The sequence below is a fragment of the Streptomyces sp. NPDC004788 genome (genome assembly GCF_053601115.1).
The window spans coordinates 1-13,719 of the sequence record NZ_JBSGBF010000090.1 but is presented as its reverse complement, the minus strand read 5'-3'; the positions used below and the strand labels follow the sequence as shown (position 1 = coordinate 13,719).

The 13,719-nt window shown below is 72.4% G+C and carries 10 protein-coding genes and 1 pseudogene; 8 read left to right on the top strand and 3 right to left on the bottom strand.

Features of this window, described 5'->3' with window-relative positions:
• Positions 1-7 precede the first annotated feature (7 nt).
• The 3 genes from ACWEJX_RS29850 to ACWEJX_RS29840 are packed head-to-tail and all read left to right on the top strand — an operon-like array spanning position 8 to position 1,870.
• Positions 8-841: a hypothetical protein gene (locus ACWEJX_RS29850; RefSeq protein ID WP_451610532.1), complete on the top strand. Its 834-nt coding sequence runs from the start codon at positions 8-10 to the stop codon at positions 839-841.
• Positions 831-1,097 (top strand): BON domain-containing protein, encoded by a 267-nt coding sequence (locus ACWEJX_RS29845; RefSeq protein WP_451610531.1) that lies wholly within the window; start codon positions 831-833, stop codon positions 1,095-1,097. Before ACWEJX_RS29850 ends, ACWEJX_RS29845 begins: the two co-directional genes overlap by 11 nt.
• Entirely contained in the window at positions 1,094-1,870 is a 777-nt protein-coding gene (locus ACWEJX_RS29840; protein WP_451610530.1) for a metallophosphoesterase family protein, read from the top strand. The genes ACWEJX_RS29845 and ACWEJX_RS29840 overlap by 4 nt, the downstream gene beginning before the upstream one ends.
• 99 nt (positions 1,871-1,969) lie before the next feature.
• Here ACWEJX_RS29840 and ACWEJX_RS29835 read toward each other — a convergent pair whose 3' ends face one another.
• The gene (locus ACWEJX_RS29835; protein ID WP_451610529.1) at positions 1,970-3,442 is read right to left on the bottom strand and encodes an aminotransferase class I/II-fold pyridoxal phosphate-dependent enzyme; all 1,473 of its coding nucleotides are present in this window, start codon (positions 3,440-3,442) and stop codon (positions 1,970-1,972) included.
• Between the two features lie 204 nt (positions 3,443-3,646).
• Between ACWEJX_RS29835 and ACWEJX_RS29830 the strand changes: the two genes are divergently transcribed.
• Positions 3,647-5,905 (top strand): PP2C family protein-serine/threonine phosphatase, encoded by a 2,259-nt coding sequence (locus tag ACWEJX_RS29830; RefSeq protein ID WP_451610528.1) that lies wholly within the window; start codon positions 3,647-3,649, stop codon positions 5,903-5,905.
• Positions 5,906-5,978: 73 nt separating this feature from the next.
• On the opposite strand, the gene ACWEJX_RS29825 is transcribed toward ACWEJX_RS29830, so the two are convergent.
• Positions 5,979-6,470: a hypothetical protein gene (locus ACWEJX_RS29825; protein WP_451610527.1), complete on the bottom strand. Its 492-nt coding sequence runs from the start codon at positions 6,468-6,470 to the stop codon at positions 5,979-5,981.
• Positions 6,467-9,021, bottom strand: a pseudogene (locus ACWEJX_RS29820) (molybdopterin oxidoreductase family protein). Before ACWEJX_RS29820 ends, ACWEJX_RS29825 begins: the two are co-directional and overlap by 4 nt.
• Before the next feature lie 163 nt (positions 9,022-9,184).
• Between ACWEJX_RS29820 and ACWEJX_RS29815 the strand changes: the two are divergent.
• The 4 genes from ACWEJX_RS29815 to qcrB all read left to right on the top strand — a co-directional run bounded on the left by ACWEJX_RS29815 (position 9,185) and on the right by qcrB (position 13,645).
• Positions 9,185-10,018: an SDR family NAD(P)-dependent oxidoreductase gene (locus ACWEJX_RS29815; RefSeq protein WP_451610526.1), complete on the top strand. Its 834-nt coding sequence runs from the start codon at positions 9,185-9,187 to the stop codon at positions 10,016-10,018.
• Entirely contained in the window at positions 10,015-11,193 is a 1,179-nt protein-coding gene (locus ACWEJX_RS29810) for a zinc-dependent alcohol dehydrogenase (RefSeq protein WP_451610525.1), read from the top strand. The genes ACWEJX_RS29815 and ACWEJX_RS29810 overlap by 4 nt, the downstream gene beginning before the upstream one ends.
• 56 nt (positions 11,194-11,249) lie before the next feature.
• On the top strand, positions 11,250-11,825 hold the full coding sequence (locus tag ACWEJX_RS29805) for a DUF6328 family protein (RefSeq protein ID WP_451610524.1): 576 nt from the start codon (positions 11,250-11,252) through the stop codon (positions 11,823-11,825).
• 110 nt (positions 11,826-11,935) lie between these two features.
• Complete coding sequence (qcrB, locus tag ACWEJX_RS29800; RefSeq protein ID WP_451610523.1) at positions 11,936-13,645, top strand: cytochrome bc1 complex cytochrome b subunit; 1,710 nt, start codon at positions 11,936-11,938, stop codon at positions 13,643-13,645.
• The last annotated feature ends 74 nt before the right edge of the window (positions 13,646-13,719 follow it).

Below are 13,719 nucleotides of genomic sequence, written 5' to 3'. Positions count from 1 at the left end.
GCACGCCATGAACCTCGCGGAAGAACAGGGCAGCGCCCGCTCCGGCGCGGCCCACCACCCGCACGCCTGGCCCGGCAGCGTCACGTACCTCGCGGCGGAGCCGCTGGACGGGTTCGGACGGCCGGACACCCCCGACCCCGACGTGCCGGACCGCGGCCCGCGCACCGACCGGACGGGCGCCCTGCCGGCCGATCACACCCAGGCCATTCTGGAGGCGACGAAGGAGATCGCCTCCATACTGAAGACCTCGGACTGCCCGTTCGCCCTGGTCGGAAGCGTCGCCGTGTACGCGCACGGCATTCCGGTCCCTCTCCAGCACGACACGGACTTCGCCGTCCGCAGGGAGGACGCCGAGACCGTCACGCGACTGCTGCAGCGGCGAGGCGTGCGCATCGTGGAACCGCCGGAGGACTGGCTGGTGAAGGCCCGGACCGGTGGCGAGGAGATCGACCTCATCTTCGCTCTGGCCGGGCGGCCCGTCACCACCGAACTGCTGGCGCGCGCCTGGACCTTGCCGGTGGACTCGGTGCACATGCCGGTGATCGACCCCACGGACCTCATGGCCGTACGGCTCTCGGCGTTCTCCGAGCACCACTGCGACTTCGGCCCGCTTCTTCCCGTGGCGCGCGGCCTGCGCGAGCGGGTGGACTGGGCGCGGGTGCGGGCCGAGACCTCGGACAACCCCATGGCGATCGCCTTCCTGTACCTGCTCGAACTGTTCGGCGTGATCGACAGGGCCGACGGGACGGGCGGCGGCCACCGGCCGAGCCGCGCCGAGCGGCGCGAGCAGCACGAGCGGCAAGGGGGCGGGAGGAGAGGAGCGACCGGCGATGAGCGGTGAGCATCTCGAAGCGCACGAGCACGAGTACCGCGTCGCCCGGCTGGTCGAGCGCCTCGCCCGCGACGACCTCGCCGAGCTGGGCGTGCGCGTGGAGGAGCGGGGCGACGCCGTCCTGCTGACCGGCACCGTGCCCACGGCCGCCCGGCGGGACGAGATCCTCGCTCTCGCCCGCGCCGAACTGGCGGGGGTCACGGTGCTCGCCGACCTCGTCGTGGCGTGCGCGGACGCCCCTGACCGGTGGGAGGAGCTGTCATGAGCACCGCTCCGGCGTCCGACGTCGTGCGGGTCGCGGCGGTCGGCGATGTACATCTCGGTCCGGACTGCCGGGGTCTGTTGCGGCCGGCGCTTTCGGTCCTGCCGGAATGCGCCGACCTGCTGTTGCTCGCCGGCGACCTGACCCGCCACGGCACGGCAGAGGAGGCCGCCGTGGTGGCGGAGGAGGTCCAGGACGCGCGGGTGCCGGTGGTGGCGGTCCTCGGCAACCACGACTACCACTCCGGCCAGGAGGCCGAGGTGAGCCAGGTGCTCCGGGACGGCGGCGTCTCCGTACTGGAGGGCGATGCCGTCGTGGTGCGGGTGGGGGAGCACAAGGTCGGCGTCGCCGGCACGAAGGGCTTCTGCGGCGGCTTCGTCGGGGCCAGCGCGAGCGAGTTCGGGGAACCCGAGATGAAGGCGTTCGTCCGTACCACCCGGCTCAGCGCGGAGCGGCTGACGGCGGCGCTCGCCGGGCTGTCGGCCGACGGCTGCGCCGTCCGCATCGCGCTGACCCACTTCTCACCCGTACCGGACACGCTGGCGGGCGAGCCGCCGGGGATCTACCCGTTCCTCGGCAGCTACCTGCTCGCCGAGGCGATCGACTCCGCCGGAGCCGACCTGGCCGTCCACGGCCACGCCCATCTCGGCACCGAACACGGCATCACGGCGGGCGGCGTCCGGGTCCGCAACGTCGCCCAGCCCGTGATCCGCCGCGCGTTCGCCCTCTACCGGCTCCCGGTGAACGGGCATCGCGGACGAGCGGGTGACGTCTGACGAGTCAATGCTGGACGAGCCGGTGCTGTCCGACCCGGTCCGACGTCCGCCCTCCCCTACGACTCCGACCGGACGCCCTCCCCCGGGCGGAGGCGCAGTTCACGTGGCGGCGCCGCGCGCGACCACCCGGAACGTCCGCAGCGACGGGTCGGCGGCATCGGGGATCAGGACCCCGTGTGCCGCACCGCTGCGCAGGTAATCCACCACCTCGGCGTTGATGACTTCGCCCGGTGCGACCGCCGGCACCCCGGGCGGATACGGGCTGATCGTCTCGGCCGAGACACGGCCGACCGCGTCCTCCGCGGCCACGTGCTCCACGGGCGCGAAGAAGGCCTCCCGCGGCAGCAGCGCCTGCTCCAGCTCCAGGGCCGAGGGCTCCGGCAGTCGGACGGCCGGCCGCTGTTCGAGCGTGTCCGCGCGCTCCGTGAGCGCCGTCAGGGCGTCCACCAGGGTCTCCTCGGTCTCGTCGTCGTCCGCGTGGGTGATCGACACGCCGATCCGGCAGGTGTCGGAGCCGCCCACGTCGACGTGGCGTTCCTCGCGGAGCCACTCGGCGGCCTGCATTCCGCTGATGCCGAGGTCCCGTACGTCAATGATGATCTTGAGCGGGTCGAACTCGGCCGCGAGCCCCGCTTCGACCACCTCGGCGCCCATCGGCGCGAGGCCGGGCAGCGCGTCCGCCGCCTTCCGGACCCGGTCCGCCCGCTGCAGCGCGCCGCCGAGGAGCTCCCGGCCGTGCTCGACCATCTGGCGCCGCCAGCCGTCGAGCGTCGCGTACACCAGACTGGAGGCGCTCGTCGTGCCCAGCAGGTCCTCACGCTGCTTGAGGACCTCCGGGGAGACGCGGTCGTGCTGGAGGTGGAAGACCGAACTCTGCTCGATCGCCCCTCCCATCTTGTGCACGCTGGTGACGACCAGGTCGGCGCCGGCGTTGATGCCCCAGACCGGCAGTTCGGGGTGGAAGGGCAGGTGCGCGCCCCATGCCTCGTCGACGATGAGCGGGACGCCGTACGCGTGACACACGTCGGCCACCCCGCGGACGTCCGCGCACGTACCCCAGTCGGTGGGGGTGATGAGCAGCATGCCCTTGGCGTCGGGATGCTCGTCCAGGCGGCGCCGGACGTCGTCGGGCTCCGGTGGATGGGCGAGGTGCCGCTCCGCGTCGAACTTCGGGTGCACCCAGATGGGTACGACGCCGTTCACCACCACCGCCGCGATCACGGACTTGTGCGCGTTCCGGGACAGCAGCAGCTTCTCACCGGGGCCGGCCACCGCCAGCATCGCCGTCTTGACCGACAGGGAGCTGCCGCAGGTCGAGAAGAACGACCGCTCCGCGCCGACCGCGTCGGCCATCAGCTCCTGGGCCCGGCCGAGGACGTCGTGCGACTCCCGTCGGTCGTCCAGGCCGTTGAGCAGCAGTACGTCCGACCGGAAGACGTCGTCCCCGACGATCTCGGCGACCCGGGGGTCGGCGCCGCGGCCCTGCTTGTGCCCTGGCGGGCCGAAGACGACGTCCCCCCGCCGCCGGAAGTCCTCCAGTGCTTCGAGTACGGGTGCGCGCGAGTGATCCATGGCTCCTCCGCGGTTGAGGGACGTCACGGGCTTGCGGCTACCCGGTTCGGCGGGCACCACGCACACCCCGCTCCGCGGGCCGTGCCCCTGGGAACGCGTTCTCCTCCCGCGGAGTCCGCGCCGGACACGCGTCGGCCCGGCGGCGCGGCGTCCCGGGCGTATGGTCGAGGTACGGGTGTCCCGGGTGTTGGGCGAGGTGCGGTGATGGGCGGACCCGAGGAGAGACCGGAGGCAGCCGAGCTGCGGGACGAGGCCGGACTGCCGGACGGAATCCGACTGCCGGACGAGGCCGAACTGCCGGACACGGCCGGACTGCCGGACACGGCCGGACTGCCGGACGGGACCGGGCCGCCGGACGCGGCCGGACTGCTGGACAAGACGCTGGTCGATACGCTGCGCCGTACCGGGGCCTCCGCCGGGGGCTTCTACCTGCTCGACGAGGCGGGCCGGCTCCTGGGTCTGACGGCGCTCTGCGGCGTGCCGCCGGAGGTCGTGTGGCCGTGGCGGCGGGTGCCGCTGGGCGCTCCGGTGCCGGTGAGCGACGCGATCCGCGAGAACCGCCTGGTGTGGGTGGGCTCGCAGAACGACCTGGTCCGCGCCTATCCGCGCGCCGCCGCCAGTCTGCCGTACCGCTTCGCCCTCGCCGCGGTGCCCGTGACGGGGCGTGACCGCTGCTGGGGGGCGCTGCTTCTCCTGTGGCCCGCCAGCCACCCCACCGATGCCTCCCGCCGCGAGCACGGCAACATCGCGTCCGCCGCCCGGCGCATGGCGCGTGTCCTGGACGACGCCCCGGTGCCGCTCACCATGCCCGACGAGCCCCGCCTGGTCCCGGTGGGCTCCGCGGCCCCGATGTACGGCCGACAGCCTTCCCAGGCCGCCGTGGACTACGCGGAGCGGCTGCCCGAGGGAGCCCTCGGAATGGACCTGGAGGGCCGGATCAACTTCCTGACCACCGAGGCGGCGGCGTTGCTCGGCGTCGGTGCCGACCGGTTGCTCGGCACCCGGCCCTGGCAGTCGCTGCCCTGGCTGGACGACGCGGTGGCGGAGGACCACTACCGCACCGCCGTCATCAGCCGTGATCCCGTCGCGTTCACGTCTCTGCGGCCGCCGGACACCTGGCTCCGGTTCCAGCTCTACCCGGACGCCAGTGGGATCAGCGTACGGATCACCCGGGCCGCCGCCGACGAACACGGCCGGCCGCCCACGGCCGTATCGGCGCGGCCCGCCCGGTCCGCGCCGTCGGGCACCGCGCAGGTCGGGCGTCTCTACCAGCTGGTCCATCTGGCGGCGGCACTGACCGAGACGGTGGCCGTCCGCGACGTCGTCGAGCTGGTCGCCGACCAGGTGCTGCCCGCCTTCGGCGCCGACGGCCTGGTGCTGTCTGCCGCCGATGCCGGACGCCTCAAGATCCGCGGCCATCACGGCTACGACCAGGAGACGATCGACCGGCTCGACGGACTGCCCCTCGACACGGATCTCACGCCCACGGGGCAGGTGCTGGCCGACGGGGTCCCGGCGTTCTTCGCCGATCCCGAGGAGATGGCGCGCCAGTACCCCAGGGCGCCGCACATCAGTGGCAAGAAGGCCTGGGCGTTCCTGCCGTTGATCGTCTCCGGTCGGCCCGTCGGCTGCTGCATCCTCTCCTTCGACCGGCCGCGGGAGTTCGGCGCCGACGAGCGGGCGGTGCTGACCTCGCTCGCCGGGCTGATCGCGCAGGCCCTGGACCGGGCCCGGCTGTACGACGCCGCCCGCGACCTCGCCCGCGGCCTGCAGCAGGCCCTCCTGCCGCACAGGCTGCCCGTGCTGCCGGGGCTCGACACGGCGGCCCGCTACCTGCCGGCCAGTCACGGGATGGCCATCGGAGGCGACTTCTACGACGTCATCCGCCTCGACGGTGCCAGCGCCGCGGCCGTCATCGGCGACGTCCAGGGCCACAGCGTGGCAGCCGCCGCCCTCATGGGGCAGGTGCGCACGGCCATCCACGCCACGGCCGGAGGGCCGCCCGGCTGCGTCCTCGCCCGGACCAACCGCGTCCTGGCCGACCTGGAAACCGATCTCCTGGTCTCGTGCACCTATGTGCACATCGATCTCGCCCGTCAGGAGGCCGTGGTGGCCAGCGCGGGCCACCCGCCCCCGTTGCTGCACCGTCCGGGCGGGCGGGCCGGCATCGTGGAACTCGAACCGGGCCCCCTGCTGGGCATCGACCCGAGCCTCACGTACCCCGTCACCACGCTGCCGCTCGGCCCCGGAGCGACGCTGGCCCTCTACACCGACGGCCTCGTCGAGTCCCCCGGCGTGGATCCGGACCGGATCACCGACGACCTGGCCGGCCAGATCGCCGAGCACAGCGGCCAGGACCTCGACCGGCTCATCGACACGCTCCTGCACCGGGCCCGGCCCGACGCGTCCCACACCGACGACATCGCCCTGCTCCTGCTCCGCACGGCCGGACGGCCGGGCTGACGGTCCGCGCGTTCGGCTCCACGGTCGGCTCCACGATCGGCTCCACGATCGGCTCCACGCGGTGCCTGGGACGTCACAGGGCGGCGAGGACCTGGGGCGAGAGGTTCTTGATCATGGTGTTGGTCCAGCGCATCTGGCGCAGCGTCCGGGGGTGGCAGGAGGAGGCGAGGGAGAGCAGCCGGGTGTCCTTGGACGCCTGTGCGACCTGGGCGAGCATCTCCCAGTGCAGGGAGTTGCGGGTCGCGGCCAGATGCACCTCACGCAGGTCGCGCAGGAGCAGCAGGCCCGGTTCGGACAGATCGCCCCGTCTGTCGGAGGTGGTCGTCGTGAACGCGGCGAAGGGCGCCCCGGCGGAGTCGCCGGGCTCGTCGTCCAGGTCCACGCCGTAGTGGGCCGCCGCGTCGGCCAGGCGCCTGAGGTGTTCCCGGGACCAGGCGGCGACGTCGGTGGCCACGTGGTGGACCTCGTGCTCCGCGCGGTGGCGCTCCGACAGGCGCTCCAGTTCACCGACGAGGTGCCCCTCGCCGTCGTGGAGGGCGCGCAGAGCCAGTTCGATGCCGTTCACCGGCGGTCCTCCTCGCGGTCTTCCCTCCGGTTTTCCCTCGGGTCTCCCTTCCGGTCTTCCTTCCGGTCTTCCTTTCGGTCCCAGGTGGTGTCGGGGGTCTGTGACACCTGCGCCGCCAGTCCTCCGGCGGTGGCGGGCAGATCCCGCGCGGCGGCCGGAGCGGTGGGGGCGGAGGCGGTGGAGGTGGGGGCGGGCGAGGGTCTTCCGTCGCTTCGGGCGACGAGCGTGAGCGCGGCCGCCGCGGTCTTGAACAGCGGCTGCTTGGAGGCGGGTCCCAGTCGGTGATCGTCGTCTCGTTGGCGGCGCGGCCCGGCGTGCCGGCTTCGGGGCCCGTACCGGCGGGGGTGTCCCAGTAGCCGTAGTGGAAGGGTACGAAGAGCACGCCCGGCCGCAGGTCGGTGACGCGCAGCCGTCCCCACAGGGCGCCGCGTGGGGCGGTGACCTCCACGAGGTCGCCTTCGGCGAGGTCGAGCCGGGTCGCGTCGTCGGCCGAGATCTCCACCCAGACGTCGGGGGCCGCCGCGTTCAGTTGCGGTACGCGGCCGGTCTTGGTGCGGGTGTGGAAGTGGTAGAGGGTGCGGCCGGTCGTCAGCTGGAAGGGGAACTCCTCGCTCGGGGCCTCGTGCGGGGGCAGATAGGCGGCGGTCTTGAGCATCGCCTTGCCCTCGGGGTTGCGGGCGCGGTAGTCCGTCTCGCTGTCGGCCGCCCCGGTCACCAGGTCCTTGCCGTAGTCCTCGCATGTCTCGGGCCGGGCCCAGCTGATGCCGTGGGTGTAGAGCCGCGGCGTTCCCCGGGGTGCCTCGTCGTTGACCGGCCACTGGATGCCGCTGCCGCCGCGCAGCATGTCGTAGGTCAGGCCCGTGTAGTCGCACGGCCGGCCCGCGCTGCAGCGCTTCCACGCCTCGAAGGCGGAGGCCGGGTCCCGCCAGGTGACCAGCGGCCCGCCGTCCTTGTCGCGGAAGTCCATGCGGCGGGCGTAGTCGAGGAAGATGTCGAGGTCGGGCCGCGCCTCGCCCGGCGGTTCGACGGCCTTGTCCGAGAGGTGGACCGTGCGGTCGGCGTTGGTGAAGGTGCCGGTCTTCTCCCCCCAGGTCGCGGCGGGGAGCACGACGTCGGCGTACCGGGCCGTCTCGGTGAGGAACAGGTCCTGGACGACGAGGAACAGGCGGTCCTGGGCGAGGACCGAGCGGATGCGGGTCAGCTCCGGCAGGGACACGGCGGGATTGGTGCCGCTGATCCACAGCATGCGGATCGAGCCCTGTTCGGCGTACCGGAACATCTGCAGGGCGTGCGTGGGCGGCGCGTAGTGCGGAATGGCCGTGGGTTCGACGTTCCACACCTCGGCGAGCTCCGCCACGTGCGCGTCGTTCTGCCAGTTGCGAAAGCCCGGCAGGTCCCCGTCGGCTCCGCATTCGCGGGTGTTCTGGGCGGTGGGCTGCCCGTTCATCTGCAGCACGCCCGCGCCCGGCCGGCCCAGCATCCCCCGGATCAGATGCAGGTTGTTGACCTGGACGGCGGCGGCGGTGGCCTGGTGGGACTGGTAGACGCCCTGCAGCACCGTGGACAGCAGCCGGTCGGCGCCGCCCAACAGCTCGGCGGCCTCGGTGACGAGCGCCGCCGGGACGTCGCAGATCCCGGCCGCCCACTGCGGCGTGCAGTGCTCGACCTGGGCGGCGAGCTCCTCGAAGCCGACCGTGTGCGCCTCGACGTATGCGTGGTCGACCCGGTCCGTGCGGATGATCTCGTGCAGCAGGGTATTGAGCAGCGCCAGGTTCGTGCCGATGCGCGGGGCGAGGTGCACGGTCGCCCGGCGGGCCACCGGGGTGGGCCGGGGGTCGACGCACAGCAGCCGGGGCGGGTCGGTGCCTTCGAGCCGGTCCAGGACGCGCATCCACTGCACGGGCTGGGTCTCGGCGAGGTTGTGACCGAAGAGGGCGATGACGTCGGCGTGGTCGATGTCGTCGAAACTGCCGGGCTGCCCGTCGCTGCCGAACGTCTCCTTGAGCGCCTCGGCGGCGGTGGCCGTGCACAGGCGGGTGTTGCCGTCGAGGTGGTTGGTGCCGATCCCGGCCCGGGCGAGCACGGCGAGGGTGTAGTACTCCTCCAGGAACAGCTGTCCGCTGGTGTAGAAGCCGATGGAGCCGGGTCCCCGTTCGTCGAGGAGGGCGCGGGAGCGGGACACCACCCGGCTCATGGCGGTCTCCCAGTCGGTCTCCACGAGACGCCCGTTCTCACGGACCAGGGGGTGGGTGAGCCGGTCGGGTGAGGCGTTGGCCTGCCATCCGAAGAGGTCCTTCGGGCCGAGCCGCCCGCGGTTGACCCGGTCGGCCGCCCGTCCCCGTACACCGGCCATCCGCCCGTCGACCACGGCGATGTCCATGGCGTCCCCGTCGGAGTGGAGGATCGAAGCCGTCTGGACCCACTTCTGCACCTGCTCGGGCCGGAGCCCGCAGGTGAGGTACGTGTCCACCCGGGCCGGCCACTCCTTGTGGCGTCCGTGCGGGACCCGGCTGCCCCAGGGGTCGCTGATCCGGTCCACCGAAGACTCCATCCCAGCCTCCTCGACGCGGTCCGTGGACCGCTCACCGCTACCCGCGCGTCGCGCTGGCCCGTGCCGGCCGGTCCCGGCATGTCGCCTGATCCGCCGAGCGACCGACGCGGAAGCCCGCGGATCGTTTCGCGTACCCGCCGCCGAACGGGGCACTCGGCCGGACATGAACGCAATCAAGCCGTTGGCGGTAGTGACCGGAGCTTCGAGCGGCATCGGATACGAGCTGGCGCGCCAGCTGGCCGAGCGCGGGTACGACCTCGTCATCAACGCCGAGGACGACGTCCGGCTCCAGAGGGCGGCGCAGCGGATCCGGCAGGCGGGCACGGAGGTGGACGTGGTCCGCGCCGACCTGCGGCGGTACGAGGACGCCGAGCGCCTGTGGCAGACGGTCGCCGCCCGTGGCCGCCCGGTCGCGGTGGTCGCCCTGAACGCCGGGGTGGGACAGGGCGGCGCGTTCGCCGAGACGGATCTGGCCGACGAGCTGGAGATCGTCGATCTCAACGTGCGCGCCACCGTGCACCTGGCGAAGCGGGCGGTGCGGCACATGGTCGAACGCGACGAGGGGAGCGTACTGATCACCTCCTCCATCGCCTCGACGATGCCGGGCTCGTTCCAGGCCGTCTACAACGCGTCGAAGTCCTTCCTGCAGTCGTTCTCGCAGGCGGTGCAGAACGAGCTGAAGGACTCCGGTGTCACCGTCACCGCTCTGATGCCCGGGCCCACCGAGACCGACTTCTTCCGCCGCGCGGACATGCTCGACACGAAAGTCGGCCGGCAGGACAAGGACGATCCCGCCGACGTGGCCCGGCAGGGCCTGGCCGCGATGGAGTCCGGGAGCAACAAGGTCGTCGCGGGTTCGGTGAGGACCAAGACGCAGGAGCTCCTCAACAAGGTCCTGCCGGACGCGCTCAAGGCCGAAGGGCACCGCAGGATGGCCGAACCGGACAGCGGCGACGGACAGGCTCCGGCCACGGCGGGCGAGGAGGAACCCCGATGAAGGCGCTGACCTGGCACGGCACGGCCGACGTGCGCGTCGACACCGTCGCGGACCCGGTGATCGAGCAGCCGACCGACGTGATCGTCAAGGTGACGACCACCGGACTGTGCGGCTCTGACCTGCACCTCTATCAGGTGTTCGGTCCGTTCCTCGAAGAGGGCGACATCCTGGGCCACGAACCGATGGGCATCGTCGAGGAAACGGGCCCCGAGGTCGGCGAACTGAGCCCGGGTGACCGGGTCGTCGTGCCCTTCAACGTCTCCTGCGGCACCTGCTTCATGTGCCGGCAGGGCCTCCACTCGCAGTGCGAGACCACCCAGGTCCACGAGTACGGCACGGGAGCGTCCCTCTTCGGCTACACGAAGCTCTACGGCCAGGTGCCCGGCGGCCAGGCCGAGTACCTGCGGGTGCCCTTCGGCAACGACCTGCCCGTCAAGGTCCCCGACGGCCCGCCGGACGACCGGTTCGTCTACCTCTCCGACGTCCTGCCGACGGCCTGGCAGGCCGTCCGGTACGCCGCCGTCCCCCCGGGCGGCAGCCTCGCCGTCCTGGGCCTCGGCCCCATCGGCGACATGTGCACGCGCGTCGCGGCCCACCTCGGCGTGGAAACGGTCATCGGCATCGACCTCGTGCCGGAGCGCCTGGACCGGGCCCGCCGGCACGGCGTGCGGGCCTTCGACCTCGACCAGGACGATCTGGTGGCCGCGGTGCGTGACGTGACGGACGGCCGCGGACCGGACGCGGTCATCGACGCGGTGGGCCTGGAGGCCCACGGCGCACCGATGGCGGCGGGCGCCCAGAAGGTGACCGGGCTGCTGCCGTCCCGGCTGGCGGCCGGGCTGATGAAGCGCTTCGGAGTGGACCGGCTCTCCGCCCTGTACCTGGCCATCGAGCTGGTGCGCAGGGGCGGGACCATCTCCCTGTCGGGCGTCTACGGGGGCATGACCGACCCGATGCCGATGATGACGCTGTTCGACAAGCAGATCCAACTGCGCATGGGGCAGGCCAACGTGTGGCGCTGGATACCGGACCTGCTGCCCCTGGTCAGCGACGGCGACCCGCTGGGCGTCGAGGACTTCGCCACCCACCGGCTTCCTCTGGGCGAGGCACCGGAGGCGTACGCCATGTTCCAGAAGAAGCAGGACGGCGCCGTCAAGGTGCTGTTCACCCCCTGACGGGAGGTGACCGACATGGTCACGAACCGTACGTCCGCCACGTACGGCGGTGTCCCGTGATCTCCCGGGCCGCCAACGTGGGAGAGCGCCAGGAGACGTGCGACGAGCGGGCCGACCGCCTCTGGTCGGAGCTCATGCACGAGGTACGCGTCGTGCTGACCGTCGTCCAGCTGCTCCTGGCCTTCCTCCTGGCGGCGTCGTTCACCCCCGCGTACGGACAGCTCGACCACACCGACCGGCTGCTCTACCTCGTGTGCGTGCTGAGCGGCGCCGGAGCGACGGCGGCACTCACGGGACCGGTCGCCCTGCACCGGCTCGTCACCGGCCTCGGGGTCAAGTCCGAGACGGTCGCCTGGGCTTCGCGACTGGTGGCGACCGGCATGGTCCTTCTGCTCGCCATGACCGTTCTCGGGATCCTCGTCGTCCTCCGTCACATCACCGGGTCCGTCCCGGCGCTCCTGCTGGCCGCGCTCCTGGCGCTGTGGTGGATCGCGTGCTGGGTCCTGCCGACCCTGCTCGTGCGCCGCCGCGTCCGCGAGCGACGCCCGGACGCACGGGCAACCCGGGCTGCCTCGCCGCTGGTGGGCCCACCACGCGGGACACGGCTTTCGGTCCACGGCCGCGCCGACTAATTCCACCGTGCGGCCCACACGTCGGCGTGGCCCCGCTCTTTGAGGGTCTGGACGGGTGAGGGTTCGGCATTGACGCCCCACCGTCTCGTGCAGACCGTCAGGAGAGCACAGTGTTCCTTCGGAAGCGTCGCGCCCGATGGCGGGCCCAGGTCGAGGACGCGACAAGGCGCGGCTTCACGGCGGCGGACGGCCGGCTGCCGCTGTCCGAGCTCGCCCGGGCCGCACTGCGCAAGGCGTTCCCCGATCACTGGGCCTTCCTCCTCGGGGAGATCGCCCTCTACTCGTTCGTCGTGCTCCTGCTCACCGGGGTCTACCTCACCCTGTTCTTCGACCCCAGCATGGTCGAGACCACGTACAAGGGCCCCTACGTCCCGCTCCAGGGACAACCGATGACGCAGGCCTACACCACGACGCTGTACCTCTCCTTCGAGGTGCGGGGCGGGCTGCTGATCCGGCAGGTGCACCACTGGGCGGCCCTGGTCTTCCTGGCCGCCGTCGCCGTGCACATGCTCCGCGTCTTCTTCACCGGCGCGTTCCGCAAGCCCCGGGAGGCGAACTGGGTGCTCGGCGTGACGCTGTTCATCCTGGCGATGGTGGAGGGCTTCGCCGGGTACTCGCTGCCCGACGACCTGCTGTCCGGGACCGGGCTGCGGACGGCGGCGACCATCGTGGGGTCGATCCCGGTCGTGGGCACGTATCTGGAGATGTTCGTGTTCGGCGGGCAGTTCCCCGGCCACGTGGTGATCCCGCGCCTGTACGTGCTGCACGTCCTGCTCGTGCCGGCCCTGCTGGTGGCCGTGGTCACGGCGCACCTGCTGCTGGTCTTCTACCTGAAGCACACGCAGTGGGCCGTGCCGGGCCGGACCAACCGCAACGCGGTCGGGCAGCCGATGGTCCCGCACTTCGTCACCAAGTCCACCGGGCTGTTCCTGCTGGTCTTCGGAACGCTGACGATCATGGGGGCGGTGGCGCAGGTCAACCCGGTCTGGAACTACGGGCCCTACCGGGCGGACCAGGACTCGGCCGGCTCCCAGCCGGACTGGTACGTCGGGTTCCTGGAGGGCGCGCTGCGGCTGATGCCTCCCTGGGAGACGAACGTGGCGGGGCACACGATCATGTGGAACGTCTTCGTGCCCACACTGGTGCTGCCGGGCGTCCTGTTCACCGGTCTGCTCTTCTACCCGCTGATCGAGAGGTGGCTGACGGGCGACCGCGCCGAGCACCACCTGTGCGACCGGCCGCGCAACCGACCGGGCCGCACGGGCCTCGGCGTGGCCGGCATCGTCTTCTACGCCGTGCTGCTGCTGGCCGGCGGCAACGACGTCATCGCCTTCGGCTTCCGGCTGTCGGTCGAGACGATCACCTGGATCCTGCGGATCGCGCTGATCGTGGCGCCGCCCCTGGCCTTCGCCCTGACCCGGCGTCTCTGTCTCGCCCTGCAGGAACGCGACCGCCGCAGGCTCTCCGAGGGCGAGGAGACCGGAGAGGTGGGACAGGCGGTCCACGGCGAACTCTCCTCCGGTCACCGCGCCGTGGGGCCCTCGGTGCGCTACCGCCTGCTGATGCGCGAGACCCCCGAGCCGCTGGGTCTCCCCGACGAGGAGCGCGTCCCCCGTCGCCGGCGGCTGCGGGTCGCGGCGAGCCGCTGGTTCCAGGGGCACCAGGTCGAACTCGCCGCGACGGCGAAGGAGCGCGCGTCCGTGGAGGAGCGCCTGGCGCCGCCGCGGCAGGCCGACGAACCGACGGACGACGCCGCGGAAGGCCCCGGCGGCCCGGAGGGTTCTCCGCAGGCGGCGAAGGCGGCCGAGCAGGCCGACTGAAACCCGGTCCGCGAGACCCGGCGGCTCGGAAGTCGTCCGAACGCGGCGAAGGGGCGGGGCGGGCGGACCGGTCG